The sequence below is a fragment of the Streptomyces sp. NBC_00224 genome (genome assembly GCF_041435195.1).
GTDB lineage: Bacteria > Actinomycetota > Actinomycetes > Streptomycetales > Streptomycetaceae > Streptomyces.
The window spans coordinates 4,734,746-4,761,542 of the sequence record NZ_CP108106.1 but is presented as its reverse complement, the minus strand read 5'-3'; the positions used below and the strand labels follow the sequence as shown (position 1 = coordinate 4,761,542).

Annotated in this window: 23 protein-coding genes and 1 tRNA gene; 11 read left to right on the top strand and 13 right to left on the bottom strand. The window is 70.6% G+C overall.

What is annotated here, in order from left to right; translation table 11 throughout:
• Positions 1 to 11: 11 nt before the first annotated feature.
• Positions 12 to 746, top strand: coding sequence for a class E sortase (locus OG965_RS21190; protein WP_371653662.1), 735 nt, complete (start codon positions 12 to 14; stop codon positions 744 to 746).
• 92 nt (positions 747 to 838) lie between these two features.
• On the opposite strand, the gene pknB is transcribed toward OG965_RS21190, so the two are convergent.
• From pknB to OG965_RS21160, 6 genes are all read right to left on the bottom strand, one after another.
• On the bottom strand, positions 839 to 2,842 hold the full coding sequence (pknB, locus tag OG965_RS21185) for a Stk1 family PASTA domain-containing Ser/Thr kinase (protein WP_371653661.1): 2,004 nt from the start codon (positions 2,840 to 2,842) through the stop codon (positions 839 to 841).
• A gap of 189 nt (positions 2,843 to 3,031) precedes the next feature.
• Positions 3,032 to 4,486, bottom strand: coding sequence for a penicillin-binding transpeptidase domain-containing protein (locus OG965_RS21180; RefSeq protein ID WP_371653660.1), 1,455 nt, complete (start codon positions 4,484 to 4,486; stop codon positions 3,032 to 3,034).
• On the bottom strand, positions 4,483 to 5,904 hold the full coding sequence (locus OG965_RS21175; RefSeq protein ID WP_371653659.1) for an FtsW/RodA/SpoVE family cell cycle protein: 1,422 nt from the start codon (positions 5,902 to 5,904) through the stop codon (positions 4,483 to 4,485). Before OG965_RS21175 ends, OG965_RS21180 begins: the two co-directional genes overlap by 4 nt.
• 26 nt (positions 5,905 to 5,930) lie before the next feature.
• Complete coding sequence (locus tag OG965_RS21170; protein WP_371657012.1) at positions 5,931 to 7,397, bottom strand: Stp1/IreP family PP2C-type Ser/Thr phosphatase; 1,467 nt, start codon at positions 7,395 to 7,397, stop codon at positions 5,931 to 5,933.
• A gap of 132 nt (positions 7,398 to 7,529) precedes the next feature.
• Entirely contained in the window at positions 7,530 to 8,063 is a 534-nt protein-coding gene (locus OG965_RS21165) for an FHA domain-containing protein (protein WP_371653658.1), read from the bottom strand.
• Between the two features lie 10 nt (positions 8,064 to 8,073).
• Positions 8,074 to 8,961 carry an FhaA domain-containing protein gene (locus OG965_RS21160; RefSeq protein ID WP_371653657.1) on the bottom strand — a complete coding sequence of 296 codons (888 nt, stop codon included), beginning with the start codon at positions 8,959 to 8,961 and terminating at the stop codon, positions 8,074 to 8,076.
• Positions 8,962 to 9,339: 378 nt separating this feature from the next.
• Here OG965_RS21160 and OG965_RS21155 point away from each other — a divergent pair.
• The 7 genes from OG965_RS21155 to OG965_RS21125 all read left to right on the top strand — a co-directional run bounded on the left by OG965_RS21155 (position 9,340) and on the right by OG965_RS21125 (position 16,714).
• Positions 9,340 to 9,422, top strand: a tRNA-Leu gene (locus OG965_RS21155).
• Positions 9,423 to 9,648: 226 nt separating this feature from the next.
• Positions 9,649 to 11,394: a sensor histidine kinase gene (locus tag OG965_RS21150; protein WP_371653656.1), complete on the top strand. Its 1,746-nt coding sequence runs from the start codon at positions 9,649 to 9,651 to the stop codon at positions 11,392 to 11,394.
• 118 nt (positions 11,395 to 11,512) lie between these two features.
• Positions 11,513 to 12,163 (top strand): response regulator, encoded by a 651-nt coding sequence (locus tag OG965_RS21145; RefSeq protein WP_371653655.1) that lies wholly within the window; start codon positions 11,513 to 11,515, stop codon positions 12,161 to 12,163.
• 332 nt (positions 12,164 to 12,495) lie between these two features.
• Positions 12,496 to 13,563: a hypothetical protein gene (locus tag OG965_RS21140; protein WP_371657011.1), complete on the top strand. Its 1,068-nt coding sequence runs from the start codon at positions 12,496 to 12,498 to the stop codon at positions 13,561 to 13,563.
• Positions 13,564 to 13,737: 174 nt separating this feature from the next.
• A complete protein-coding gene (locus tag OG965_RS21135) occupies positions 13,738 to 15,195 on the top strand; it encodes a DUF2252 domain-containing protein (protein ID WP_371653654.1) in 1,458 nt (485 codons plus the stop codon).
• A 193-nt stretch (positions 15,196 to 15,388) separates the two neighbouring features.
• On the top strand, positions 15,389 to 16,219 hold the full coding sequence (locus OG965_RS21130) for a hypothetical protein (protein WP_371653653.1): 831 nt from the start codon (positions 15,389 to 15,391) through the stop codon (positions 16,217 to 16,219).
• Between the two features lie 150 nt (positions 16,220 to 16,369).
• Positions 16,370 to 16,714, top strand: coding sequence for a rhodanese-like domain-containing protein (locus OG965_RS21125; protein ID WP_371653652.1), 345 nt, complete (start codon positions 16,370 to 16,372; stop codon positions 16,712 to 16,714).
• Positions 16,715 to 16,819: 105 nt separating this feature from the next.
• Here the strand turns inward: OG965_RS21125 and OG965_RS21120 are convergent, their stop codons facing one another.
• The 6 genes from OG965_RS21120 to paaA form a co-directional block, all read right to left on the bottom strand.
• Positions 16,820 to 17,962 (bottom strand): acyl-CoA dehydrogenase family protein, encoded by a 1,143-nt coding sequence (locus OG965_RS21120; protein ID WP_371653651.1) that lies wholly within the window; start codon positions 17,960 to 17,962, stop codon positions 16,820 to 16,822.
• Positions 17,963 to 18,182: 220 nt separating this feature from the next.
• Positions 18,183 to 19,238 carry a 2Fe-2S iron-sulfur cluster-binding protein gene (locus OG965_RS21115; RefSeq protein WP_371653650.1) on the bottom strand — a complete coding sequence of 352 codons (1,056 nt, stop codon included), beginning with the start codon at positions 19,236 to 19,238 and terminating at the stop codon, positions 18,183 to 18,185.
• Positions 19,239 to 19,757, bottom strand: coding sequence for a 1,2-phenylacetyl-CoA epoxidase subunit PaaD (gene paaD / locus OG965_RS21110; RefSeq protein ID WP_371653649.1), 519 nt, complete (start codon positions 19,755 to 19,757; stop codon positions 19,239 to 19,241). It lies immediately after the preceding gene.
• Positions 19,751 to 20,497 (bottom strand): 1,2-phenylacetyl-CoA epoxidase subunit PaaC, encoded by a 747-nt coding sequence (paaC, locus tag OG965_RS21105; protein WP_371653648.1) that lies wholly within the window; start codon positions 20,495 to 20,497, stop codon positions 19,751 to 19,753. The genes paaD and paaC overlap by 7 nt, the downstream gene beginning before the upstream one ends.
• The gene (gene paaB, locus OG965_RS21100; protein ID WP_101389119.1) at positions 20,494 to 20,781 is read right to left on the bottom strand and encodes a 1,2-phenylacetyl-CoA epoxidase subunit PaaB; all 288 of its coding nucleotides are present in this window, start codon (positions 20,779 to 20,781) and stop codon (positions 20,494 to 20,496) included. Before paaB ends, paaC begins: the two co-directional genes overlap by 4 nt.
• Positions 20,778 to 21,782, bottom strand: a complete 1,005-nt coding sequence (gene paaA, locus OG965_RS21095; RefSeq protein ID WP_371653647.1) for a 1,2-phenylacetyl-CoA epoxidase subunit PaaA — start codon at positions 21,780 to 21,782, stop codon at positions 20,778 to 20,780. The genes paaB and paaA overlap by 4 nt, the downstream gene beginning before the upstream one ends.
• Positions 21,783 to 21,936: 154 nt before the next feature.
• Here paaA and OG965_RS21090 point away from each other — a divergent pair, with 154 nt between their 5' ends.
• From OG965_RS21090 to OG965_RS21080, 3 genes are all read left to right on the top strand, one after another.
• Positions 21,937 to 22,869: a DUF5819 family protein gene (locus OG965_RS21090; protein ID WP_371653646.1), complete on the top strand. Its 933-nt coding sequence runs from the start codon at positions 21,937 to 21,939 to the stop codon at positions 22,867 to 22,869.
• A 206-nt stretch (positions 22,870 to 23,075) separates the two neighbouring features.
• The gene (locus OG965_RS21085) at positions 23,076 to 24,275 is read left to right on the top strand and encodes an HTTM domain-containing protein (RefSeq protein WP_371653645.1); all 1,200 of its coding nucleotides are present in this window, start codon (positions 23,076 to 23,078) and stop codon (positions 24,273 to 24,275) included.
• Positions 24,272 to 24,970 carry a TrmH family RNA methyltransferase gene (locus OG965_RS21080; RefSeq protein WP_371653644.1) on the top strand — a complete coding sequence of 233 codons (699 nt, stop codon included), beginning with the start codon at positions 24,272 to 24,274 and terminating at the stop codon, positions 24,968 to 24,970. The genes OG965_RS21085 and OG965_RS21080 overlap by 4 nt, the downstream gene beginning before the upstream one ends.
• Before the next feature lie 37 nt (positions 24,971 to 25,007).
• Here the strand turns inward: OG965_RS21080 and paaN are convergent, their stop codons facing one another.
• A complete protein-coding gene (gene paaN, locus OG965_RS21075; RefSeq protein ID WP_371653643.1) occupies positions 25,008 to 26,681 on the bottom strand; it encodes a phenylacetic acid degradation protein PaaN in 1,674 nt (557 codons plus the stop codon).
• Positions 26,682 to 26,797: the final 116 nt, after the last annotated feature.

The following is a 26,797-nucleotide window of genomic DNA, read 5'->3' as shown; positions in this document are numbered from 1 at the left end:
AGACAGGTGCGGTGGCAGTGAGGACCGAGCACGACGAGCAGCAGACCGACGCCCCCGTCCCGCCGCGCCCGCGCCGCCGCGGTGTGGTCGCCGGCGTCGTCAGCGTCATCGGCGAGCTGCTGATCACGGCCGGGCTGGTGCTCGGCCTCTTCGTCGTCTACTCGCTGTGGTGGACCAACGTCATAGCGGACCGCGAGGCGGCCAAGGACGGCAAGGACGTCCGCCGCGACTGGGCGAACAGCGGCCCCGGCGCCCTCGACACCAAGGGCGGCATCGGCTTCCTGCACGTCCCCGCCATGAAGAACGGCGAGGTGCTGGTCAAGCGGGGCACCGACACCAAGGTGCTCAACGGCGGCGTCGCGGGCTACTACACCGACCCGCTGAAGGCGGCCCTGCCCGAGAGCGGCACCAAGGGCAACTTCACGCTGGCCGCGCACCGCGACGGCCACGGTGCGAAGTTCCACAACATCGACAAGATAAGGACCGGCGACCCGATCGTCTTCGAGACGAAGGACACCTGGTACGTCTACAAGACGTACGCGGAGCTCAAGGAGACGTCGAAGTACAACGTCGACGTCCTCAAGCCGGTGCCGAAGGAGTCGGGCGCCAAGAAGCCGGGCCGCTACATCACGCTGACAACGTGCACGCCCGTCTACACCTCCGACTACCGCTACGTCGTGTGGGGCGAGCTGGTGCGCACCCAGAAGGTCGACGAGAAGCGCACGAAGCCCGTGGAGCTGCGCTAGCACCCCCTGCCCGGCCTCCGCGTACACGGCGTGCGTACGGAAAAGCCCCGGCCCCCTGTGAAGGGGACCGGGGCTTCGCGCTGTGCTTTCGGTCAGCCGCCGGACGGGCCGCCGAACGGGAAGTTCCCGCCGTCCTGGCCCTGGTTCCCGCCGCCGCCGATCGTCGTCAGGACGATCGCCGTGGTGGCCGGGTCGGACGGGGTGTTGGCCGCCGGGGTCTGCGTGGTGACCCGGGCCTTCTCGTCGCTGGAGCTGCCCGGCGCGAACTGGATGTTGCTGAATCCGGCCGCGTTGAGCTTCTCGGTGGCCTGCTTCACGGTCAGCCCGAACAGACCGGGCACCGGGACCAGCGTGGGCGTCTGCGGGCCCTTGGAGACCTTCAGGACGATCTGGACGTCCTTGGTCTGGTTGGTGTTGCCCTTGGGCGTCTGGTCGACGACCTGGCCCGCGGGCTTGGTCGAGTCGACGTCCTGGCGGGACACATTGACGTATCCGAGCGTGCTGAGCTGCGCCACCGCCGCGTTGTAGTCGGTGCCCGTGACGTCGGGGAGCTTGGACGTCTTCTTCTTGGCGATGGTGAGCGTGACCTCGGAGCCCTTCTCGGCCTGGGTGCCGCCCTCGGGGCTCTGGCTGACGACCGTGCCCTCCTCCTGGTCGGACTCGACGGTGGTCGTCTTGAAGGTGAAGCCCTTGTCCTGGAGGAGCTGGGTCGCGCTGTCCTTCTTCTTCTCCTTGACGTCCGGGACCTCGACCTTGGGCGCGCCGGCCGAGACGACGACCGAGACGGCGTCGCCCTTGTTCAGCTTGCCGCTGGTCGGGCTCTGGCTGCAGACGCTGCCCTTGGGCTGGTCGGCGCAGGGCTCGGTCTTGGACACGGTCAGCTTGAGGCCGACGTTCGCCGTCAGGGTCTCGGCGGACTTCTGGGTCTCGCCGACCAGCTGCGGCACCGGCACCTGGCCGCTGTCGCCGCCCCCGCCGAAGACCGACTTGCCGATCAGGATGGCTCCGACGAGCACCAGCACACCGGCGAGCACCAGCAGGATCGTCGAGGTGTGCGACTTCTTCTGGCGGCGGCGGCCGGGGCGGTCGTCGTAGCCGTAGCCGCCCTCGTCCGGGCTGACCGGGGGCATCATGGACGTCTGGCCTGCCGCGTCCGTGGGGCGCAGCGCGGTCGTCGGCTGGTCCTGGGGGCCCGAGGTGTAGGCGTCGTAGCCGCCGTAGCCGGCCGCGCCCATGGCGGCGGTCGCGGCGACCGGCTGGCCGTCCAGACAGGCCTCGATGTCGGCGCGCATCTCGTCGGCCGACTGGTAGCGGTAGTCCGGGTCCTTGACCAGCGCCTTCAGGACGATGGCGTCCATCTCGGGCGTGATCTCAGCGTCGAAGTTACTCGGCGGCTGCGGCTCTTCCCGTACGTGCTGGTAGGCGACCGCGACCGGCGAGTCGCCCACGAACGGCGGCCGGACGGTCAGCAGCTCGTAGAGGAGGCAGCCCGTCGAATACAGGTCGGAGCGGGCGTCGACCTGCTCGCCCTTGGCCTGCTCCGGGGAGAGGTACTGGGCGGTGCCGATGACGGCCGCGGTCTGCGTCATCGTCATGCCGGAGTCGCCCATGGCCCGCGCGATGCCGAAGTCCATGACCTTGACCTGGCCGGTGCGCGTCAGCATGACGTTGGCCGGTTTGATGTCGCGGTGGACGATTCCGGCGCGGTGGGAGTACTCCAGGGCCTGGAGGATGCCGACCGTCATCTCCAGCGTGCGCTCGGGCAGCAGCTTGCGCCCGGAGTGAAGCAGCTCACGCAGGGTGGATCCGTCGACGTACTCCATCACGATGTACGGGATGGAGATGTTGTCGACGTAGTCCTCGCCGGTGTCGTAGACCGCGACGATCGCCGGGTGGTTGAGCGAGGCGGCGGACTGGGCCTCACGGCGGAACCGGGCCTGGAAGGACGGGTCGCGGGCGAGGTCGGCCCGCAGCGTCTTCACAGCGACGGTGCGGCCGAGCCGGGTGTCGTGCGCGAGGTAGACCTCCGCCATGCCACCACGGCCGAGCACCTGGCCCAGCTCGTACCGGCCGCCGAGGCGACGCGGCTCTTCCATAACGTTCCAGCCCTCTCCGTCAGTCCCGACCGCACCCGTGTGTGTGGTCCGGCGGTGTGCTGTTCGCGCATACGCTACCGGGCACCGGTAGCGGATCTGTCCGTGACCGTCAGCTGATACCGGACCGGTACAGGTCGCGAGAGACGTTTCACGTGAAACGAGGACTGTTTCACGTGAAACGTCCCGAGGTTACTTCTTGAGCACCGCCTTCATCACAGCCTTGGCGATGGGGGCGGCCAGACCGCCGCCGGAGATGTCGTCGCGGTTGGCGTCGCCGTCCTCGACGACCACGGCGACCGCGACCGGGGAGCCCTGGTCGGTCTTGGCGTACGAGATGAACCAGGCGTACGGCTTCTCGCTGTTGTTGAGGCCGTGCTGGGCGGTACCGGTCTTGCCGCCGACGGTGACGCCGTCGATGGCGCCCCTCTTGCCCGTACCGTCCGTGACGACGTTCTCCATCAGCGCCTGGACCTTCTGGGCGTTGGCCGCCGACAGCGGCTGGCTCATCTTCTCCGGCTGGGTCTTGGAGAGGACGTCGAGGTTCGGCGCCTGGAGCTGGTCGACCATGTACGGCTTCATCAGCTTGCCGTCGTTGGCGACGGCGGCGGCGACCATGGCCATCTGGAGCGGGGTGGCGCGGTTGGAGGCCTGGCCGATGCCGGCCATCGCGTTCTGCGGCCGGTTGTCCTTGGGGTAGACGCTGGCGTCGGCCCGGACGGGGGTGAAGACCTCGTCGTTGAAGCCGAACTTGTTGGCCTCGTCGATCATCTTCTTGTTGCCGAGGTCATCGCTGATCTTGCCGAAGACGGTGTTGCAGGACCACTGGAGCGCCACCTTGAGGTTGGCGTTCTCGCAGGGGATGTTGCCCTCGTTCTTCAGCGGGGTCGTCGACTGCGGCAGCGGGTACGGCACCGGTGAGCGGGTCGGCTCGTCGATGCTGGTGTACAGCCCGTTCTCCAGCGCCGCCGACGCGGTGACCACCTTGAACGTGGAGCCGGGCGGGTAGGTCTCGCGCAGCGCCCGGTTCAGCATGGGCTTGTCTTTGTCGTTGAGCAGCTTCTGGCGGGCGTTGGTGTCGGCATTGGTGTTGCCCGCGAAGACCGACGGGTCGTACGACGGCGTCGAGGCCAGTGCCAGGATCGCGCCGGTGCGCGGGTCGATCGCGGCGACGGCGCCCTTCTTGCCGCCGAGCCCCTCGAAGGCAGCCTTCTGGGCCGCGCTGTTGAGAGTGGTGACGACGTTGCCGCCCTGCTTCTTCTCACCCGTGAACATCGACAGGGTGCGGTCGAAGAAGAGCCGGTCGTCGTTGCCGGAGAGGATCTTGTCCTCGATGTTCTCCAGCTGCGAGGAGTCGAAGGCCTGCGAGTTGAAGCCGGTCACCGGCGACCAGAGGGTGCCGTTGTTCCAGGTCCGCTTGAACTTGAAGTCGCTGCCCGAGGTCTCCTTGGAGGAGGTCATCGGCTGGCCGTCGGCCGTGATGATGTTGCCGCGCTCGTGGGCGAACCGCTCGATCTGGACCCGGCGGTTGTACTTGTGCGCGTTCAGCTCGTCGGCGCGCACGTACTGGAGCCAGTTGTCGCGGATCATCAGGGCCATGATCAGCAGCCCGCAGAAGATCGCGATCCGTCGCAAGGGCTTGTTCACGGTCGGACCACCTGGGTCATCTCGGCGTCGGGGGATGGGGCAGGGGCGGGCGCCGGGCGGCGCGCGGTGTCGCTGATCCGGATGAGGATGCCGATCAGCGCCCAGTTGGCGATGACCGAGGAGCCGCCCTGTGCGAGGAACGGCATGGTCATACCGGTCAGCGGGATGAGACCCATGACACCGCCGGCGACCACGAAGACCTGGAGCGCGAACGCGCCCGAGAGGCCGATGGCCAGCAGCTTGCCGAACGGGTCGCGGGCGGCGAGCGCGGTGCGCACGCCCCGCTCCACGATCAAGCCGTAGATCAGCAGGATCGCCATCATCCCGGCCAGGCCCAGCTCCTCGCCGACGGTGGAGAGGATGAAGTCGGCGTTGGCGGCGAAGCCGATCAGGTCGGAGTTGCCCTGGCCCAGGCCCGTGCCGAGCGTGCCGCCCGAGCCGAACGACATGATCGCCTGGCCGATCTGCTCGCAGGCGCCGGTCTTGTCGGTCTTGTAGCAGGCGAACGGATCGAGCCAGGCGTTCACCCGGGACTGCACATGCGGCTCGAAGGAGGCCACGGCGACCGCGCCGGCCGCCGACATCAGCAGACCGAAGACGATCCAGCTGGTGCGTTCGGTGGCCACGTACAGCATGATCACGAAGAGGCCGAAGAAGAGCAGCGAGGTGCCCAGGTCGGTCTCGAAGACCAGGATGAGGATCGAGACGCCCCACACCACGAGGATCGGACCGAGGTCACGGCCGCGCGGCAGGTACAGGCCCATGAAGCGGCGGCTGGCGAGCGCCAGCGCGTCCCGCTTGACCATGAGGTAGCCGGAGAAGAACACCGCGATGATGATCTTCGCGAACTCGCCGGGCTGGATGGTGCCGAAGCCGGGGATGGAGATCCAGATCTTGGCGCCGTTCACTGCCGGGAAGAACATCGGCAGGATCAGCAGGAACAGCGAGGCGGCCATCGAGATGTACGTGTAGCGCTGGAGGATCCGGTGGTCCTTCAGGAGCATGAGCACGCCGATGAACAGCGCCACGCCGATCGCCGTGTACAGCATCTGCTTGGGCGCGTCCGGGTGGAAGGCGCCGAAGGCGCTCTTGGCCCTCTGGATCAGGCGCGGTGACTGGTCCAGGCGCCAGATCATCACCAGGCCCAGCCCGTTCAGCAGCGTCGCCAGCGGCAGCAGCAGCGGGTCCGCGTACGGGGCGAACTTGCGCACCACGAGGTGCCCGACGGCCGCGAGCAGCCCGAGGCCCAGACCGTAACCGAGCATGCCGGAAGGCAGCTTGCCGGTCATGGCCAGGCCCACGTTGGCGTACGCGAACACCGGGATGGCGACGGCGAAGACGAGCAGCGCGAGCTCGGTGTTGCGACGGCTCGGTGCGTCGATCGCGCCGATGGTGGTCGTGTTGGTGACAACGCTCATGGTGTGGAAAGGCCCCCTACGGCTGCCTACTGCTTACCGCACTGCGGGACCAGCTTCTGCTCTTCCTCCGAGAGGCTGGGGCCGGGCGTGGGAGTGGCGGTGGTCTTGGTGGAACCGGTCTTGCCGGACGGCGACGGTGACGCCGTCGTACCGGTCTTCGGCGGGTTCTGGCTCTCGGCGGCGCGCCGCTGCTCGTCCTTCTTGCACGCCGACGCCTGCGTGGACAGTTCGATGATCTTGGCCTGGGCCTTGGAGAGACTGCTCTCCGCGATCGTCGCCTCGACCTGCTTGCGCTGGTACGGCGGCAGGTACTTGAGTTCGACCTCGGGGTGGTCGGTCTCCACCTTCGACAGCTTCACCCAGGCCAGGTCCTGGCTGATGCCCTGGTAGAGCGCGACGTGCTCGTCCTTGGTACCGACGAAGTACTGGGTCTGCGTCCAGCGGTAGCCGCCGTACAGCCCGCCGCCGAGCACGGCCAGCGCGAGCACGATGTAGGCGGATCTCTTCAGCCACCTGCCGCGCCGCGGCTTGACGAAGTCCTCGTCCGTGTAGGCGCCGAAGGAGCCCTCGGGCGGGGCGCCGTAGCCGGAGTCCTCACCGCTGCCGGGCGGGCCGAAGCCCCCCTGCGGCGGGGTGGGACGGCCGAGGCCCGAGGCGCGGCCCGCCGGGGTCTGCATCGCCCCGTCGTCGTTGAGCTGGAGCTGGTTCTCGGCGACCGCGCCCACGATCACCGGGATGTCGCTGAGCTGCCCGGCCAGCGTGTCGCCGGAGTCGACGTCCAGGACGTCCGCCACGATCACCGTGATGTTGTCCGGGCCGCCGCCGCGCAGCGCGAGCTGGATCAGCTCCTGCACCGTCTCCTGCGGGCCCTGGTAGCTGGCGAGGGTGTCCTCCATCGTCTGGTGGGACACCACCCCCGACAGGCCGTCGGAGCAGATCAGATAGCGGTCGCCCGCCCGCACCTCGCGGATCGACAGGTCCGGCTCGACGTGGTCGCCGCTGCCGAGCGCGCGCATCAGCAGCGAGCGCTGCGGATGCGTCGTCGCCTCCTCCTCGGTGATGCGGCCCTCGTCCACGAGCCGCTGCACCCAGGTGTGGTCCTGCGTGATCTGGGTGAGCACGCCGTCGCGCAGCAGATACGCGCGCGAGTCGCCCACGTGCACAAGCCCGAGGCGCTGGCCCGTCCACAGCAGAGCGGTGAGCGTGGTGCCCATCCCCTCCAGCTGGGGGTCCTCCTCGACCATCATGCGCAGCTGGTCGTTGGCGCGCTGCACCGCCGTACCGAGCGAGGTGAGGATGTCGGAGCCGGGCACGTCGTCGTCGAGCGTGACCAGGGTGGAGATCACCTCGGAGGAGGCGACCTCACCGGCGGCCTGGCCGCCCATGCCGTCGGCGATGGCGAGGAGGCGCGGACCCGCGTAACCGGAGTCCTCGTTGCCCTCGCGGATCATGCCCTTGTGGGATCCGGCGGCGAAGCGCAGGGAGAGACTCATACCCACCTCGCCTGTCGGCTCGGGGTACAGCCGGTCATGTCGAGCCACACTGCCCACCCTCCGGTCGGGAGCCCGTCCCGGTCCGTCGTCCGGACCGCCGCGGCTCGCTCGCTCCGCTCGCTCATTGTCGTACTACTTCCGCAGCTCGATGACGGTCTTGCCGATGCGGATCGGCGCGCCCAGCGGAATCGGGGTCGGGGTGGTGAGCCGCGTCCGGTCCAGGTAGGTGCCGTTGGTGGAACCCAGGTCCTCGACGATCCAGTTGCCGTCGCGGTCCGGGTAGATCCTGGCATGGCGGCTCGATGCGTAGTCGTCGTCCAGGACGATCGTCGAGTCGTGCGCCCGGCCCAGCGTGACGGTCTGGCCCTGCAGCGCCACCGTCGTGCCGGTGAGGGTGCCCTCGGACACCACCAGCTTGGTGGGCGCGCCCCGGCGCTGGCGGCCGCCGGACGGGGCCTGCTGGCCGCGCTGCTGCGGCGGCGCGGCAGCGGCGGCGGCCTGCCGGCCGGTCTGCTGGCGGCCCGTGTCGCCACCCCGGCGCGAACCGCGCTGGGTGACCCGGGTGCCGAACAGGTCGCTACGAATGACCTGAACGGCCACGATGACGAACAGCCACAGTACGGCGAGGAAACCCAACCGCATGACCGTGAGGGTCAGCTCTGACATTGCCCCCGCTTCACCCTTCGGCTTGCCGGTAAACGATGGTGGTGCTGCCCACGACGATCCGCGAGCCGTCGCGGAGCGTAGCGCGGGTGGTGTGCTGCCCGTCCACCACGATGCCGTTGGTGGACCCGAGATCCTGGATCGTCGAGGGCGTTCCGGTCCGGATCTCACAGTGCCGGCGCGAGACGCCGGGGTCGTCGATCCGCACATCGGCGTCGGTGCTGCGACCCAGCACCAGCGTCGGGCGGGAGATCTGGTGGCGGGTGCCGTTGATCTCGATCCAGCGCCGCACCTGGGAGCCCGGCATGGGGCCGGGAGCCGTCGGACGGCGGTCCGCGCCGGGGCGGCCGGGGCCGCCGTTCCCACCGGGGGGCGGGGCGGCCGGCATCGGCGGTGCCGCGGCGGGCGGATAGCCGTAGCCGCCGCGGCCCTGGGGGGACTGCGGCGATGCGGCGGGAGCGGGACGGGCCGGACCCGGAGGCCTGCCGTGCTGCTCCTGCTGGCTGTGCTGGTCCTGCTGGTCGGTGCTGGAGGCGAGCGTACGACTGCGCACCCGGTACAGGCCGGTGTCGAGATCCTCGGCCTTCTCCAGATGGACCTTGATCGGCCCCATGAACGTGTACCGCTGCTGCTTGGCGTAGTCGCGGACCAGGCCGGACAGTTCGTCGCCCAGCTGGCCCGAGTACGGGCTCAGGCGCTCGAAGTCGGGCGCGCTGAGCTCGACGATGAAGTCGTTGGGGACGACGGTCCGCTCGCGGTTCCAGATCGTCGCGTTGTTGTCGCACTCGCGCTGGAGGGCGCCGGCGATCTCGACGGGCTGGACCTCGGACTTGAAGACCTTCGCGAAGGTGCCGTTGACCAGGCCTTCGAGACGCTGCTCGAAACGCTTCATGACTCCCATGTGGCACCTCCTCCGTCGATGTCGTCCTGGTACTGCTTACTGATCGTATCCACGCGTCGGGAAATCGGCTGGTTCCCCTTCTGTGACCGGTGGACGAGTGTCACCTCTCACACGGATCGTAGAGGTGGCCTCCTGACAGTGTCCCGCACCCGGGGTGCACCGTGGAGGAGTGGGTGGAGCCCCTCCTCGTTCCCATCGGGCCCCTGTGAGGTTTCTGTGGGTCTCCGAACCGTCGCTGTACGTCGTCCTTCCTCCCCTCTCCTGCCCCCCGTGGGCAGCGGAAACAACGGATGTGAATCCACCCTGTCCAGCGTGCTAATCTTCTCGACGTCGCCAGGCAAGCGCACCGAAAAGGTGCGAAGGCCTCGGACACCACTCGGGCGAGTGGCGGAACGGCAGACGCGCTGGCTTCAGGTGCCAGTGTCCTTCGGGACGTGGGGGTTCAAATCCCCCCTCGCCCACAGAACGAAAGCCCCGCAGGTCAAACGACCGGCGGGGCTTTCGCGTTCCCGGAAGCGCGAGAGAACTCGGCGGCGCCCTCGTGCACGAGACGTCCGTCATACGGGGCGGCCGAGCGCACCCGCCGCCGACCCGGCCGTCGACCCTGGCACTACGGAGACTTTCGTCTCGGCGGGGCGCGACGAAAGAGAGCCGTCCGGCGCCCGCGCCGCTGCCTAGGGTGCGGACGTGGATGTGTCATCGAAGATCCAGGACGCCCGCCGACGGCTGGCGGGACCCGAACCCTGGTCCCGCCGCCGGACCTTCGGCGAGTCGGCCCTCGCCCTCCTGCTGGCCCTGGCCGCCGCCGGCGGCGCGGGCCTGCTGGCCGGCGGAGGCCTGGTGGTGCCCGCACTCGTGGCCGTCGCCGTCCTCGTCCTGACGCCGCTGCGCCGCACGTTCCCCGCGAGCGTGCTCATCGCCACGGCCGCGCTCAGCGGGGCCAGCGCGGGTGCCGCCCTGCTGCTGCTCCTGGTGGCCTGCGCGGCGGGGCGGCGCATCGCCGGGGCGGGACGGGCCCTGGTCGCCTTCTGCGCCGCGTTCGCCGGATATCTGGTCGGTATCGCGCTCACTGAGTCCGGCGGAATGCCGCTGTTCGCCATCGCCCTGATCGCGGCGCTCCTCTTCATGGTGATCGCCGTGGTGCCCGGCCTCGCCAGCCGCTACTGGTACCAGCGCCGCACCCTGCTGCAGACCATGCAGGAGCGCAACGCGCAGCTGCTGCGCGAGCGCGCCATGGTCGCCGGACAGGCCCGGCTGCGCGAGCGCCAGCGCATCGCCCAGGACATGCACGACAGCCTCGGCCACCAACTGGCGCTGATCTCCGTGCACACCGGGGCCCTTGAGGTCGACCCGGCGCTGACGGGCCGCCAGCGCGAGGCCGTCGGGGTACTGCGGGAGGCCTCGGTCGCCGCCATGCACGAACTGCGCGCGGTCGTCGGCATCCTGCGCGACGGCGTCGAGGCACCGGACCACCACACGGACGAGGCACAGCGTGCCGCCCGCGGCACGGCAGGCGTCGAGCTCCTGGTGGCGGCCGCCCGGGCGGCGGGCACCACGGTGGAGCTGCGCGAGACGGGGGAGCCCCGGCAGCTGGCCCCCGCGTCCGACCACGCGGCGTACCGCATCGTCCAGGAGGCGCTGACCAACGCGTACAAGCACGCGCCCGGCGCCCCCATCGGCGTGGAACTGCGCTACGAGCCCGACTCGCTCGTCGTCGAGGTCGTCAACGGGCCGGTGGCCGGGCCCCCGCCGGACGAAGTGGTCAGCGGCGGCCAGGGCCTGACCGGGCTGCACGAACGGGCCCGGCTGGTCGGCGGCATGGTCCACACGGGGCGGACCGGCGATGGGGGCTTCCGGGTGGCCGGGGTGCTCCCGTACGGGGCGGCGGAGGCGACGACCTTCGTCGATACGGCGGACGACTTCCGGCAGCAGCCGGGCGCCCTCCCGCTCGGCGACGGTGGTCCGGCCGGTGCGACGGGGACCGGCCGGCAGCAGGCCGGCCGGCACGTCGGCTGGAACGTCGACCTGAACGTCGCGGAGAGGGAGTTGGCCATGAGCAGCAGGAGCAGGGCCGGTGGCGTCGCGCTGGGGTGCGGGATCGCCTTCGCGGCGGTGGTGCTGCTCGCGGTGGCCGCGGGCGTCGGGCTGTTCTTCATCGCCGGGTCCGCGGACAAGGCGATGATCGACCCCGCCGAGTACAAGGACATCAAGGTCGGCAGCACCGAGCAGGACGTGCGCGACCGGCTGCCCGACGGCGACACGTTCCTGACGAAGGGGCTGCCCGGCAAGGGCCCCGCCGCGCCCGCCGGTTCGAGCTGCCTGGTACTGATGTCGTCCGAGTTCGGCGACAGCGCCAAGACCGAGCCCGTTTTCCGGTTCTGCTTCAAGGACGGCAAGCTGATCGAGAAGAAGTCGTACAAGGTCGAGCGATAGCTCGTCGTACGAGGTCGAGTGGTGGTGCGGCGCGGCGGGAGCACGTCGGCGCGGCGCGAGGACAGGAGCAGGCGTGACGGGTCCAGGCGGTCCACTCGGTCCGGGGGTCGCACACGGTGTGCGGATCAAGGTGGTGATCGCGGACGACGAGCCGCTGATCAGGGCGGGGATCAGGATGATCCTCACGTCGGACCCGGCCATCGAGGTCGCGGCCGAGGCGGCGAACGGCCGGGAGGCCATCGAGGCGGTACGGGCGCACGGCGCCGACGTGGTGCTGCTCGACATCCAGATGCCGGTGATGGACGGTCTGACCGCGCTGGCCGAGCTGCGCAGGAGCACCCCGGCGGCCCGGGTGATCATCCTCACCACGTTCGGCGAGCGGGAGAACGTGCTGCGCGCGCTGGAGCACGGGGGCGCCGGATTCCTGCTCAAGGACACCGCCCCGGCCGAGCTGATCGCCGCGGTACGGGCGGCGGCGGCCGGGGACGCCTATCTGTCGCCCGGTGCGACCCGGCACGTCGTGGACCAGCTGGCGACGGGGCGCGCGGCGGCCCGGGGCGAGGAGGCGCGGCGCCGGGTGGAGGTGCTGTCCGCGCGGGAGCGGGACGTACTGGCGCTGCTCGGGGAGGGCCTGTCCAACGCGGACGCCGGTAAGCGGCTCCATATGAGCGAGGCCACGGTGAAGACGTATGTGAGCCGCATCCTGGCGAAGCTGGAGTGCGAGAACAGGGTGCAGGCGGCGCTGCTGGCGCGGGACGCGGGGTTGTAGGCGGGGCGACGCGGTGGGGGCGACGCGGAGGGGCGGGATGGGGCGGGGCGGGCTGGAGGCTCGGGGCCTGGGGGGGGCTTGTTTCACGTGAAACAAGCGGGCGCGGCGCGCTGCGGATTCCAGGTGCTCTGGCGTAACGCGCTGATTTAACGCGGTGGTCTAGCGCGGTGGTCTAACGCGGTGATCTGGGTGTTCGCCATTTCGGTGAAGTGGTTGTAGAGTACAACATATCGAGTGAGTTGTATAAGCCAACCATTGGAGTTGTGGTGTCCGCCGGTACCGCTCCCAGCCCTCTGCGCCATGTGCTCAGCCATCTCCTCACCCCGCTGCTGATGTGCGTCGGGATGGGCCTCGCGTATCTGGGGGCCTTCCACAACCCGCAGCCGCACGACCTGCGGGTCGACATCGTCGGCTCGGGACCCAGCGCGCAGGTGCTCGCCCAGACCCTCCAGGACAAGGGCGCGGGCGCGCTCGACGTCCGTACCGTCCCCGACCGCGCGACCGCCGTCGACAGCCTGGAGCAGCAGCACGTGTACGGCGCCTACATCCCCGGCGCCAAGCCCGAACTGCTCGTTGCCTCCGCCTCCTCCGACACCAGCGCCACGGCCGTCGAGAAGGTCTTCACCAAGGTGGCGGCGGCGCAGGACGCGCCCCTCAAGGTGACCGACGTGACGGACCTCGCCAAGGGCGACCCGACCGGCCAGGGCATCTTCTTCCTGCTCGTCGCGCTGAGCATCGGCTCGTACGCGTCCGTCGCGGTGATCGGCGGCGCCGGTGCCGTACTGCCACTGAGGATCAGGGCGCTGCTGGCGCTGGGCATGTCGGTCCTGGTCAGCGGCATCGGCGCGGTCTTCGCAGGCCCGATGTTCCACCTGGTCGACACCGGACTCGGCGGCGTCTGGGGCATGGCGTGGCTGTACTCGGCCGGGATCCTGCTGATCGGCGTCGGGCTGCACACCTTCCTCAAGAGGTGGACGACGCTCGGCGTGATGGTCCTCTTCGTGATGCTCAACTTCACCAGCTCCGGCGGCATCTTCCGGCCCGAACTCCAGCCCGGCTTCTTCGGCGCCCTGCACGCCTTCTGGAACGGCGCCGGGTTCGTCGAGGGCGCCCGCAGCCACGTGTACTTCGCGGGCAACGGCCTCGGCGGCCACGTGCTGGTCCTGGTGCTCTGGCTCCTGGCGGGCGTCGCTCTGATGGGCATCGCGGCGCTGGCCGAGCGGGGGCGGGGGGCGGTGGCTCCGGGGGCGGGTGCCGGTGCGGCTGTGGGTGTGGGTGTGGGCGCTGTGAGTGGTGCGGACGTCGGTACGGGCGCCGGTGCCGGAGGCGAAGGCCGGGAGGAAGAAGAGCAACTGGAGGAGCAACTGGAGGAGGAGCTGGAGGAAGCGGTCGGCGTCTGACCTCGATCGTCTCCCCGACCTCGATTGTCCGGCTGTGGATAACTCCCGGCGGTGGCTTGCCCGATGGCCACCGCCGGGAGTTATCCACAGGGGGAGACGGGTGTCGGCCGCCGACGGTACCGTCATGGCATTCGAGCTGTTGATGTTGAACGAGCACGGGGGAGGCGGCACGCGATGAGCGATGTCGAGGCGGTGATTCCGGTCCTGCGAGCGGTGCCCGACGACGGGCAGATCCGGATCCCCGAGGTGTCGGGCTTCCGACACCACCACGGCCGGGGACCGGGCCATACGGCCGGCTCGCCGAAGAGCGACGGCAAAGCACTGCGCGACCGCGTACCCCGCTCGTCGCACGACTCGCTCATCCTCTCCACCGACCGGCCCGACGCGGTCCGGGCCGTCGAGGAGTCCAACCTGGGCCGCGTGCCGGAGCTCACGCCGATCCGCGTGGGCCGCATGGCGGCCTCCCCGTTCGCTTTCCTGCGCGGCGCCGCCGGACTCATGGCCCACGACCTCGTCGGCACCCCCGTCACCGGAATCGGCGCCCAGCTCTGCGGCGACGCCCACGCGGCGAACTTCGGCCTCTACGGCGACGCGCGCGGCGGACTCGTCATCGACCTGAACGACTTCGACGAGACCGTGCACGGCCCCTGGGAATGGGACCTCAAGCGCCTCGCCGCCTCCCTGATCCTGGCCGGCCGTGCAGCGGGCGCCGACGAGGACACCTGCCGGGCCGCGGCCTACGACACGGTCGGCGCCTACCGGCGGACGATGCGGCTCCTCGCGAAACTGCCTGTGCTGGACGCCTGGAACGCGATCGCCGACGAGGAGCTCGTCTCCCACACCGACGCGCGAGACCTGCTCGGCACCCTGGAGCGGGTGTCGGCCAAGGCCCGAAACAACACCAGCGCCCGCTTCGCCGCCAAGGCCACCGAGCAGATAGCCGACGGGCACCGCCGCTTCGTCGACGCCCCGCCGGTGCTGCGCCGGGTGCCCGACGCCGAGGCGACCGCAGTGGCCGCCTCGCTCGGCCCCTACCTGGAAACCCTCTCGGAAGACCGCCTCCCGCTGCTCGCGCGGTACGCGATACACGACGTGGCCTTCCGGGTCGTCGGCACCGGCAGCGTCGGAACACGGTCGTACGTGGTGCTGCTCCTCGACCACCGCGGCGAGCCGCTGGTGCTCCAGGTCAAGGAGGCCCGCGCCTCCGCCCTGCTGCCGCACCTGGCCAAGGCAGGCTTCCACGCCCCGGACGCGGGCCACGAGGGCCGCCGCGTGGTTCTCGGCCAGAAGCGGATGCAGGTCGTCAGCGACATCCTGCTCGGCTGGACCACCGTCGACGGACGTCCCTACCAGGTACGGCAGTTCCGCAACCGCAAGGGCAGCGTCGACCCCGCGGCCCTGGCCGCCGACCAGCTGGACGACTACGGCCGCATGACGGGCGCACTGCTGGCCCGCGCCCATGCCCACAGCGCCGACCCGCGCCTGATAGCCGGGTACTGCGGCAAGAACGAAGAGCTCGACGAGGCCGTGGCCGGCTTCGCGGTCCTCTACGCCGACCGCACGGAGTCCGACCACGCGACGCTCCTCGCCGCGATCAGGGACGGACGGGTGGCGGCAGAGCTGGGGGTGTGAGGCGGGCGGGATGGGGTGTGAGGCGGGGGTGTGAGGCGGGTCGGCCGCGGGCGCGAGGCGGGCTGGGGTGGGCTGGGGTGGGCTTCGCGTTGCGGGGTGGTGCTTTCGGCTGGGGTGAGGTGTGGGGGCGGGGAGAGGGGGTGGGGGGAGGGGGAGGGAGGGGCCCCCACCCCCGCGCCCGTACGCTGGACCGGTGACGGACGAACCTGCCGAAGAGACGACCGCCCGGCCCGAGGACCCTGAGAACGCGGAACGGCCCGAAGCCCGGCTGGACAGGGCTGTGCGGGCGGCCGAGCAGGCGTTGATCGAGTTCGAGATCGCCGTGGAGACCTTCCGCGTGGAGGTGGAGAACTTCTCCCGCCTCCACCACCAGAAGCTCGGCCCGATGTACACCCGGCTCGACGAGCTCGACGCCCAGATCGCCGAGGCCAAGGCCTCGCTCACCGGCGACCCGGAGGACCTGCGCAAGGCACGCGAGGCGCGGGCCGCGGTGCAGCCGATGCCCGGGGTCGACGAGCTCTTCCACGACTGGATGGACTCGGACGGGATCTCCGCCGAGGCCGCCTCGATGCTCACCGACCAGCCCGTACGGCCGCCCAAGCGGGTCCGCCCCAGCGAGGAGGCGCGCAGGCTCTACCGCGAGCTGGCCCGCAAGGCGCACCCCGATCTCGCGCAGGAGGACCAGGAACGGGCTCGGCGGGAGGAATTCATCACCCGGGTCAACGCCGCCTATGGCCGCGGTGACGAGGAGCTGCTGCGGGAGCTCGCCGAGGAGTGGGCGGCGGGGCCGGTGCCGGAAGAGGTCCGGCCCAGCGAGAGCGAGGAGCTCTACGCCCGGCTGGAGTGGCTGGCTCAGCGCAAGGAGCTGCTGGCCGTGCTGGCCCGTGAGCTGGAGGAGAGCGCGATCGGCTCGATGCTGCGGATGGCGCCCGACGACCCGGACCGGCTCCTTGAGGAGATCGCCGAGCAACTGCTGGCCCAGGTGGCCGGGCGCGAGGCGATCCTGGCCGAGCTGGTGCAGTAGCGTTCCCAGTGACCTGCCCATACGGCGGATCCCGCTGAGCGGCCGATAGAACCGATACGGCCGATGCGGCCGATAGAACCGATACGGCCGATGTGGCCCTGCGACCGATACGGCCGACACGGCCGACGCGTACGAGAGAAGGCATGACCCATGAATTTCGCCCAGCTGCCGTCCGTGGATGTCGCTGGCGTGCCGGCCGAGGCTCTGGTGCTGGACGTCCGTGAGGACGACGAGTGGGCGGCCGGGCATGTCGAGGGCGCGCTGCACGTGCCGATGAGCGACTTCGTGGCGCGCTTCGGCGATGTGACGCAGGCCGTCGAGGACGGCCGCCGGGCGTATGTGATGTGCCGGGTCGGCGGCCGGTCCGCGCAGGTCACGCAGTATCTGGTGCAGCAGGGCATCGACGCCGTGAACGTCGACGGCGGCATGCAGGCGTGGGACTCCGCCGGGCGCCCGATGGTCACCGACAACGACAGCCCGGCCTTCGTCCTCTGACCGGCACCGGCATCACCACCGGCCCCGCCTGCTGAGCGACTGGCTCGCCAACCGACCCGCCGACTGAGCCGTTCGCGCGGTGGTGCGGGTGGCTGTACGCCCCCGCTACCCGAGCGGGTGTGCGGCCAGCAGGTCGCCGAGGGCTTCCTCGTGGGCCGCGGCCGGGCCGAGCGACAGTTCCAGTTGCTTGGCCCAGGCGTGGTAGCGGTGCAGGGGATAGTCGGTGTCGGCGCCGAAGCCGCCGTGCAGATGCTGGGCGGTCTGTACGACTCTGCGTACGCCGTCGGAGGCCCAGATCTTCGCCACCGATACGTCACCGGAGACGGGCAGCGCTCCCCCGGCGCCGGTGCTGATGCGCCAAGCGGCCTGCCACAGGGTGGCCTCCATCGCGCGCAGGTCGATGTAGCGGTCGGCCGCCTGCACGGCGACCGCCTGGAAGGTGGCGATGGGGAACCCGAACTGTTCGCGTTTCCCGGTGTATTCGCTGGTCATCGCGAGTACGCCTGTACCGAGGCCGAGCGCGAGCGCACAGGTGCCGGTGGTCAGCAGTTCGCGCAGCCACTCCCAGGCCCCCTCGGCCGTGATGACCGCGCGCGCTTCGATACGTACGGAATCGAGGCGGACCTCGGCGAAGCGCTCTCCGCTGGTGGAGATCTGCTCGGCGAGCGTGATCCCGTCGTGGACGCGGGGGATCAGCGCGAGTACGGCGCGGCCCTCACCGGTGTGCGCGGGCACGGCGATAAGGTCCGCGTTCTGCGCCCATGGCACCCCGGTCTGCACCCCGTCGAGCACCCAGCTGCCGCCGTCGGCGCTCTCCGGCCGTGCCGTGACCGCGAGTTCGGCGGGGTCGTGGCCGGTGCGGCCGTTGGCCGCGACGGTGAACACGAGCTCGCCCCTCCCTGCGGCGGGAAGCAGCTCCCGGGCCAACTCGGCGTCCCCGTACCGTTGTACGGCCATCGCCACCGCACTGCTCTCCAGCAGCGGCACCCGGGCCAGCACCTTCGCGGACTCGCGCAGCACCAGGCAGAGGGCGATCGGGTCGAGGCCCGCCCCGCCGTACTGGGGGTCGATGACCAGGCTCAGCAGGTCCGACTCGGCGAGCTTGGCCCACAGCGGGCGGTCGAACTCCTCGGCCACCACGCCCTGAGTCAGCGCGGGGCTCGGCACTGCGTCGGGCACGACCCCTGAGAAGACCGCCTTCGCCGCCTCGACGGCCGCCTGCTGCTCCTCGGTGAAGGTGAAGTCCACAGCCCTGTCCTCCCGCACACACTCCAGATCTGACGGACCGTCAAGATAGAACAGGTTCTAGCGGATTGGAATGGCCGGTGTCGCTCGATGAACAGAACAGGGAGTACTTGGGGGGCTTCCCCCTCCCCCTCCCCCCCCCCGCCCACCCCCAGCCCCACCCCCGACCCAACCCAGCCCACTCCACCTCACCTCACTTCACCGCACCCCACCCCCCCCCACCTCACCGATCGAAGTCCAGCTCCACTTCCTTCGTCGCCGGGTGGGACTGGCAGGCCAGTACGTAGCCCGCCTCGGTCTCGTCTTCCTCCAGGGCGAAGTTGCGGTCCATCCGCACCTCGCCCGCGACCAGGAACGCACGGCAGGTGCCGCACACCCCGCCCTTGCAGGCGTATGGGGCGTCGGAGCGGGCTCGCAGCACCGTGTCCAGGAGCTTCTCGCCGTCCTGGACCGGCCAGGTGCCGGAGCGACCGTGGAGCGTCGCGGTCAGCGTGGCGTGCGCCGGGGCCGAGGCCGCCGCGGTGCTCTTCACGGGGGCTTCGTCGACGTGGAAGATCTCCTCGTGGATGCGGCCGCGTGCGACGCCCAGTTCGCGCAGGGCTCGCTCGGCGCCCTGGACCAGGCCGAACGGTCCGCACAGGTACCAGCCGTCGACCTCATCGACAGGGAGCAGCGCGGGCAGCAGGGCCGTCAGCCGTTCCTGGTCGAGCCGTCCGGAGGGCAGTCCGGACTGCTGCTCTTCCCGGGAGAGCGCGGTGACGAGCTGGAACCGGTCGGGGAAGCGGTCCTTCAGGTCGGCCGTCTCCTCCAGGAACATGGTGGACGACACCGTGCGGTCGCTGCGTATCAGGCAGAAGCGGGCTTCGGGCTCCCGCTCCAGCAGGGTCGTGGCGATCGACAGCACCGGGGTGATGCCGCTGCCGCCGACGACGGCCACGAAGTATCCGGCGCGGGGCTCCAGGATGAAGCGGCCCATCGGCTCCATGACGTCGACGACGTCGCCGACGGTGAGTTCCTTGAAGGCGTACGTGGAGAACTCGCCGCCTTCGACGAGGCGGATGCCGACGCGCAGGACGGGTGTGTCCGGCTGTTCCACGGCGGGCGCGCAGATCGAGTAGGTGCGGCGGATCTCCTCGCCCTGCACCGTGCGGCGCAGCGCGAGGTGCTGGCCGGGGCGGTGCCGGTAGGCCTCGCGCAGGTCCGGCGGCACGTCGAAGGTGACGGTCACCGAGTCGTCCGTGAGCCGTTCGACCTCGCTCACCCGGAGTGGATGGAACATCTACAACTCCTTGAAGTGGTCGAACGGTTCGCGGCAAGCCACGCAGCGGCGCAGCGCCTTGCATGCCGTGGAGGAGAACCGGCTCAGCAGCTCGGTGTCGGTGGAGCCGCAGTGGGGGCAGCGCACGGAGAGGGTGAGGGCGACGGGGCCCTCGGCGGTGTGGGGCCGGGGCGGCGCTATCCCGAACTCCGCCAGTTTGCGGCGGCCTTCGGCGCTGATGTCGTCGGTCGACCAGGCGGGGGAGAGCACCCGGACGACCGAGACGTCCGGGATCCCGTTCTCGTGCAGTACCTGTTCGATGTCGGCGGTCATCGCTTCTACGGCGGGGCAGCCGGTGTACGTGGGGGTCAGCTGGACGGTGACCTTGCCGGTGCTCTCCAGGTGGACTCCGCGCAGCACGCCGAGTTCCTCCAGGGTGAGCACGGGCAGTTCGGGGTCGGGGACCGATCCGGCGAGCCGGGCCAGTTCCTGTTCCAGCGGTGTCATGTCGGCCGTGGCCGCGGCCGTGCCGGTCACCATGTCGCCCCCGGGTGGCTGCGGTGCAGGTGCTGCATCTCGGCGAGCATCCGCCCGAAGGGTTCGGTGTGCAGGCCCTGGCGGCCGGCTCCGGCGGCCCAGGCGCCGGTCCTGGGACCTTCGGGGACGGTGAGGGTGGCCTGCTGCAGCACTGAGGTGACGGACGTCAGCCAGGTCCGCTCGGTCTCCTGCCAGTCGATGTCGACGCCGTCGACGGGCTGGAACATCTCGCCGGTGAACCGCCACAGCGCCTCGCACGCGCGCTGTATCCGCCGGTGGCTCTCTTCGGTGCCGTCGCCCAGGCGCAGGGTCCACTGTTCGGCGTGGTCCTGGTGGTAGGCGACTTCCTTGACCGCCTTGGCGGCGAGCCCGGCGAGTTCGCTGTCGCCTGTCGCGAGCTGTCCGTAGAGCAGCTTCTGGTAGGTCGAGAAGTAGAGCTGGCGGGCGATGGTGTGGGCGAAGTCGCCGTTGGGCTGCTCGACGAGCTGGAGGTTGCGGAAGGCCCGCTCCTCGCGCAGATAGGCCAGTTCGTCCTCGTCGCCCGCGAGGGAGAGCAGGATGCGGGCCTGGCCGAGCAGGTCGAGTGCGATGTTGGCGAGGGCTACTTCCTCTTCGAGGACGGGGGCGTGTCCCGCCCACTCCCCCAGCCGGTGCGAGAGCACCAGCGCGTCGTCGCCGAGGGCCAGCGCGGCCACGGCGGCCGTCGGCGTGTCCGCCGTCTTCTGCGGGGTCGGGGTTGTCACAGGTGCTTCACCCCTTCCGGGATCTCGTAGAAGGTCGGGTGGCGGTAGGGCTTGTCGCCGGCCGGTTCGAAGAAGGAGTCCTTCTCGTCGGGGGAGGAGGCGGTGACGGCGGTGGAGGGCACCACCCAGATGGAGACGCCTTCGGACCGCCGGGTGTAGAGGTCGCGCGCGTTGCGCAGCGCCATCTGTGCGTCCGGGGCGTGCAGGCTTCCGGCGTGGGTGTGGGACAGTCCGCGGCGCGAGCGCACGAACACCTCCCACAGCGGCCAGTCGTGTGCGGTCATGCCGTTGCCTCCCCGTTCTTGTGCTGCTTGGCCGCGTACGCGGCTGCCGCGTCGCGGACCCAGGCGCCTTCTTCGTGGGCGCGGCGCCGCTGGGTGAGCCGTTGTTCGTTGCAGGGCCCGTTGCCCTTGAGGACGTCCCAGAACTCGGTCCAGTCGATCGCCCCGAAGTCGTGGTGTCCCCGCTCCTCGTTCCACCGCAGGTCGGGGTCGGGGAGGGCGAGGCCGAGCGCCTCGGCCTGCGGGACGCAGATGTCGACGAAGCGCTGGCGCAGTTCGTCGTTCGAGTGCCGCTTGATCTTCCAGGCCATGGACTGCGCCGAGTGGGACGACTCGTCGTCGGGCGGGCCGAACATCATCAGCGAGGGCCACCACCAGCGGTCCACCGCGTCCTGCGCCATCGCGTGCTGCTCCGGGGTGCCCTGGGAGAGTGCGAGGAGCAGCTCGTAGCCCTGGCGCTGGTGGAAGGACTCCTCCTTGCAGACGCGGACCATCGCCCGTGCGTACGGCCCGTAGGAGCAGCGGCAGAGGGGGACCTGGTTGGTGATGGCGGCGCCGTCCACGAGCCAGCCGATGGCGCCGACGTCGGCCCAGGTCAGGGTGGGGTAGTTGAAGATCGACGAGTACTTCTGGCGGCCCGAGTGGAGCTTGTCGAGCAGCTCCTCGCGGCTGACGCCGAGGGTTTCCGCCGCGCTGTACAAGTACAGCCCGTGGCCCGCCTCGTCCTGCACCTTCGCCATGAGGATCGCCTTGCGGCGCAGTGAGGGCGCGCGGGTGATCCAGTTGGACTCGGGCTGCATGCCGATGATCTCGGAGTGGGCGTGCTGCGCTATCTGGCGGACCAGCGAGGCCCGGTAGGCCTCGGGCATCCAGTCGCGCGGCTCGATGCGCTCGTCGGCGGCCACGGCGGCGTCGAACGCCGCCGCGTATGCCGACGCGTCCTTCTCGTCCGCCGCTGGTGAGCCGTGCTTGTTGGTGCCGGTCTCCGCGGTCACTGCCGTCATCCGAGCCCCCTGCCGAGCTGTCGATTGCGGGCCGTCCGCCGGGCCACTCGCTCCCGACCGATCGTTCGGTTCATTGACTTCAATGGTGAGTCGGCGGCCCGTAGGGTGTCAACCCTGTGGATAACCCAGTGGAGCCGACCGGGATCGGGGCGGGATGGATTCGTACGACGAGAAGGACGTGCCGGACGGGGAGGAGCAGGCCCGGCGGCCCGGGTCCGACGCCGCCGACAGCGGCCCGCAGACCGCCCCCGGCGCTGCCGCACCCGCTCCGAACAGCGAAGACGTGACCCCGCCCGGCGCGTCGGACACACCCGCCTCCGCGCCCGGCGCCTCGGACGAGCCCGCCCCCGCGCCCGGCGCGCCCGCTCCCGCCTCCGCAGCTCTCACGGCTCCCGAGGCCGCCGCTCCCGGCTCGCCCGGGCCCGGTATCGCCGGGCTCTCGCTCCCGTACCAGGTGGCGGGCGCGCTTGCGCTGGCCGTCGTCGCCGTCGTGGGGGTCGTCCACATCGCCATGGTGTTCCTGCATGTCGCGCCGTCCAACACGGTCACCAAGCAGCACGGCAAGGTCGTCGACGACTGGATCTATCCCGAGTTCGAACAGAACTGGAAGCTCTTCGCTCCCAATCCACTGCAGCAGAACATCGCGGTCCAGGCACGTGCCGAGATCCGGATGGCGGACGGGAACCGCAGGACGACCGGCTGGATCGACCTGTCTGCCGGGGACGGCTCCGGCATCCGCGGCAACCCGCTGCCGAGTCACACCCAGCAGAACGAACTGCGCCGGGGCTGGGAGTTCTTCATCAACTCCCACACCGACGACAACAAGCCCAACGGCCTGCGCGGCGAGCTCTCCGACCGCTACATCCACCGGATCGTGATGCTCCGCCTCGGCGCGCAGCGTGACGGCGGGACCGTCGAGCGTGTACAGGTCAGGTCCGTGACGACGTCCGTGAAGGCTCCGCGGTGGAGCGACGAGAAGATCGACACCCGGCCGTACTACCGGGTCGTCCCCTGGTGGACCGTAACCCCCGCCGACCTCCCGGCCGGCGCCGGTTCCGCCGAAGCACGCACGGAGGCCGTCCGATGAGCGAGTCGAAGAGCGAAGCGACGGTGAGCGGGCCGGTGAGCGGATCGGTGAACGGTGCGACGAGTGGGGTGACCGGGGAGCAGACTCATGCGCCACGTACGTCCCCTGAGTCTCAGGGCTGGCACGCGTCCCTTGAGCACCAATCACCCCAGACAGCCCACACCACCCTCACGCCTCACATCGCCCCCACGCCCCACCCCTCCCACGTGTCCGCCTACGTCCTCGCCCCCGAGTCCAAGCCCGCCCAGGCCCTGCGCCGGGTCACGGGCGCCGCGCTCGGGCCGTACCAGAGCGCCGTCGTCCGTATCGGCTTCTCCGCGACCTGGCTGCTCTTCCTGCTGCGCGAGCTGCCGCACCGCCGTGAGCTGTACGGCCCCGAGGGCCCGTGGAGCTGGGACATGGCCCAGCGGCTCGTCTCCGGCAACCACGCCTTCACGGCGCTGCTGTGGACGGACAGCACGCTCTGGTTCGAGGTCGTGTACGCCGTCGCCGTGCTCTCCAGCGCGCTGCTGATGCTCGGCTGGCGCACCCGCACGATGTCCGTGCTGTTCATGGTGGGTGTCCTGTCGCTGCAGAATCGGTCCGTCTTCATGGGGGACGGCGGTGACAACGTCATCCACCTGATGGCGATCTATCTGGTGCTCACCCGCTGCGGCCAGGTCTGGTCGCTGGACGCGCGGCGCCGCGAGCGGGCCGCCGCCCGCGCCGCCGAGTCCGGCGAGCCGGTGCCGGACCGGGTGGGGCCCGTGCTGTGGGCCGTCCTCGGGGTCGCTCTCGTCGCCGTCACGCTGCTCGGCGACGCCGGCGGGGGCTGGCTGCTGATCTTCTGGGGTCTGTGGGTGGTGCAGGCACTGTGGTGGGCGGCCGGGCGGTACGCCCAGGGCGACCCGCGCGCCCTGCTCGATGTCGTCGCCAACCTCGCGCACAACACCACCATGGTCGTGATCATGGCCGAGGTCTGTCTGATCTACGCGACCGCCGGCTGGTACAAGATCCAGGGTTCGCGCTGGCAGGACGGCACCGCGCTCTACTACCCGCTGCACCTGGACTACTTCTCGCCCTGGCCCGCCCTCTCGGACATCCTCGGCGGCAGCGGCCTGATCGTCATGCTGCTCACCTATGGAACGGTCGCCGTCCAGGTGGCGTTCCCGTTCACGCTCTTCAATCGGCGGGTCAAGAACGTCCTGCTGGTGGCGATGATGATGGAGCACGCGGGCATCGCCCTGCTGCTCGGGCTGCCGTTCTTCTCGCTCGCGATGATCGCGGCGGACGCGGTGTTCCTGCCCACCGGCTTCCTGCGGTGGCTGGGCGGCCGTATCGGGCGGCTGCGCGAGCGGCTGGCGGCACGGGTGGCCCCGCAGCGGCGTACGGACGAGGGGCAGCGGCCCCGTACGCTCGTGGCGTGAGCAGCGAGACCAGTCCCAGCCCTTCCCCTTCCGCCGAGGCCCCGGCCGAGGAGCCGCTTCAGTACGACGACGGCTACGCGCCCGAGGTCGGCGTCGGGCCGCACCCGCTGCCCTGGCCGCAGGGGGAGCGGTACGACCCGGAGCTGCTCGCGCACGGCGACCGGCGCAATGTCGTCGACACCTACCGCTACTGGACGCGCGAGGCGATCGTCGCCGACCTGGACACCCGCCGCCACGACTTCCATGTGGCGGTGGAGAACTGGGGCCACGACTTCAACATCGGCTCGGTCGTACGGACCGCCAACGCCTTCCTGGCGAAGGAGATCCACATCGTGGGGCGGCGGCGCTGGAACCGGCGCGGCGCGATGGTCACCGACCGCTACCAGCACGTACGCCACCACCCGGACACCGAGTCGCTGACGGCGTGGGCGGCCGCCGAGGGGCTGCCGATCATCGGCATCGACAATCTGCCGGGCGCCGTGCCGCTGGAGCGCACCGTGCTGCCCCGGCGGTGTGTGCTGCTGTTCGGGCAGGAGGGGCCGGGGCTCACCGAGCAGGCGCGCGAGCACGCCTCGGCGGTGTGCTCGATCGCCCAGTTCGGCTCGACCCGGTCGATCAACGCCGGTGCGGCGGCCGCGATCGCGATGCACGCCTGGGTGCAGCGCTACGCCGAGATCCCGGACCCGGCGCTCTGAAGCGGCCGGGTCCGGTGCGGGCGCCGGTGCGCGCGCGTCAGGCCTGGCGGCGGACCTCCACCACCCGGAAGCGGTTGGCCACGAACGCGCCGTCGCACAGCGCCGCGTTCGCGGCCGGGTTGCCGCCCGAGCCGTGGAAGTCGGAGAACGCGGCCGTCTGGTTGACGTAGACCCCGCCCGTCAGGTTCAGGGAGAGCTGGGCGGACTCCTCCAGGCAGACGTCCTCGATGGCGCGCTCCACCTCCTGCGACGTCGTGTACGCGCCGACCGTCATGGCGCCCTTGTCGCGGACCGTGCGGCGCAGCAGCTCCACCGCGCCGGCCGTGGAGTCGACCGCCACGGCGAACGAGACCGGGCCGAAGCACTCCGAGAGGTAGGCCGCCTCCGCGTCCGGCTTGGCGCCGTCCAGCTTGACGATCACAGGGGTGCGCACCACCGCGTCCGGGAAGTCGGGGTTGGCGATCTCCCGTGAGGCCAGGGCGACTTCGCCGAGGCCGGAAGCGGCTTCCAGGCGGGTCTTCACATCGGGGTTGACCAGCGCGCCCAGGATCGCGTTGGCGCGCGCGTCGTCGCCGAGCAGGCCGCCGACCGAGGCGGCGAGGTCGGCCACCACCTCGTCGTAGGACTTGGCTCCCGCGTCCGTGCTGATGCCGTCGCGGGGGATCAGCAGGTTCTGCGGGGTGGTGCACATCTGGCCGCTGTAGAGGGACAGCGAGAAGGCCAGGTTGGAGAGCATGCCCTTGTAGTTGTCGGTGGAGTCCACGACGACCGTGTTGACGCCGGCCTTCTCGGTGTAGACCTGCGCCTGGCGGGCGTTGGCCTCCAGCCAGTCGCCGAAGGACGTCGACCCCGTGTAGTCGATGATCTTGATTTCGGGGCGGACGGCCAGGGTCTTGGCGATGCCCTCGCCGGGCCGCTCGGCGGCCAGCGCCACCAGGTTCGGGTCGAAGCCCGCCTCCGCCAGGACCGCACGGGCGATCTGGACGGTCAGGGCGAGCGGCAGCACCGCGCGCGGGTGCGGCTTGACCAGGACCGGGTTGCCGGTGGCCAGCGAGGCGAACAGGCCCGGGTAGCCGTTCCACGTCGGGAAGGTGTTGCAGCCGATCATCAGCGCGATGCCGCGCGCGGTGGGGACGAAGGTCTTGCTGAGCTCCAGCGGGTCGCGCTTGCCCTGCGGCTTGGACCAGTGCGCCGTGTCCGAGGGGGTGCGGGTCTGCTCCTGGTACGCGTACGCCACCGCTTCGAGGCCGCGGTCCTGGGCGTGCGGGCCGCCCGCCTGGAAGGCCATCATGAAGGCCTGGCCGCTGGTGTGCATGACCGCGTGCGCCAGCTCCGGGGTGCGGGCGGAGATGCGGGAGATGATCTCCAGGCACACCAGGGCGCGCGTCTCGGGCCCGGCCTCGCGCCAGGCGCCCATGCCGGCCTTCATCGCGGGCAGCAGCACCTCCAGGTCGGGGTGCGGGTAGGTGATGCCCAACTCGGTCCCGTACGGGGAGACTTCCGCGCCCGTCCAGTCGTCGGTGCCGGGCTGGTCCAGGTCGAGGCGGGTGCCGAGCAGGGCGTCGAAGGCGGCCTTGCCGTCGTTCTCGTACGCCTTGGGGTGCTCGGGGTGGGGGGACCAGTACGCACGTGTGCGGATCGCTTCCAGGGCCTGGTCGAGCGTGGCCCGGTGGGTCTCGGTGAGCTGCTGGGGGCTGAGCTGGGCGGCCATACGGACCCACTCCTCGTCGAGCTGGGCAGGGACGGGCGGACAGAGTTAGAGTAACCGAACGATCGGTCGGGACAAGGGGGTCCGTCGAACCTGTGGACAACTCATCGGGGAGGATC

What these genes read in the sequence shown, in the direction of transcription:
- OG965_RS21090 (WP_371653646.1), top strand. Translation starts at nt 21,937, where the DNA reads ATGGATTCGTACGACGAGAAGGACGTGCCGGACGGGGAGGAGCAGGCC.
- OG965_RS21125 (WP_371653652.1), top strand. Translation starts at nt 16,370, where the DNA reads ATGAATTTCGCCCAGCTGCCGTCCGTGGATGTCGCTGGCGTGCCGGCC.
- paaD (WP_371653649.1), bottom strand. Translation starts at nt 19,757, where the DNA reads ATGGTGACCGGCACGGCCGCGGCCACGGCCGACATGACACCGCTGGAA.
- pknB (WP_371653661.1), bottom strand. Translation starts at nt 2,842, where the DNA reads ATGGAAGAGCCGCGTCGCCTCGGCGGCCGGTACGAGCTGGGCCAGGTG.
- OG965_RS21170 (WP_371657012.1), bottom strand. Translation starts at nt 7,397, where the DNA reads ATGAGTCTCTCCCTGCGCTTCGCCGCCGGATCCCACAAGGGCATGATC.
- OG965_RS21115 (WP_371653650.1), bottom strand. Translation starts at nt 19,238, where the DNA reads ATGTTCCATCCACTCCGGGTGAGCGAGGTCGAACGGCTCACGGACGAC.
- OG965_RS21165 (WP_371653658.1), bottom strand. Translation starts at nt 8,063, where the DNA reads ATGTCAGAGCTGACCCTCACGGTCATGCGGTTGGGTTTCCTCGCCGTA.
- OG965_RS21140 (WP_371657011.1), top strand. Translation starts at nt 12,496, where the DNA reads ATGTGCGTCGGGATGGGCCTCGCGTATCTGGGGGCCTTCCACAACCCG.
- OG965_RS21160 (WP_371653657.1), bottom strand. Translation starts at nt 8,961, where the DNA reads ATGGGAGTCATGAAGCGTTTCGAGCAGCGTCTCGAAGGCCTGGTCAAC.
- paaA (WP_371653647.1), bottom strand. Translation starts at nt 21,782, where the DNA reads ATGACGGCAGTGACCGCGGAGACCGGCACCAACAAGCACGGCTCACCA.
- paaN (WP_371653643.1), bottom strand. Translation starts at nt 26,681, where the DNA reads ATGGCCGCCCAGCTCAGCCCCCAGCAGCTCACCGAGACCCACCGGGCC.
- paaB (WP_101389119.1), bottom strand. Translation starts at nt 20,781, where the DNA reads ATGACCGCACACGACTGGCCGCTGTGGGAGGTGTTCGTGCGCTCGCGC.
- OG965_RS21175 (WP_371653659.1), bottom strand. Translation starts at nt 5,904, where the DNA reads ATGAGCGTTGTCACCAACACGACCACCATCGGCGCGATCGACGCACCG.
- OG965_RS21135 (WP_371653654.1), top strand. Translation starts at nt 13,738, where the DNA reads ATGAGCGATGTCGAGGCGGTGATTCCGGTCCTGCGAGCGGTGCCCGAC.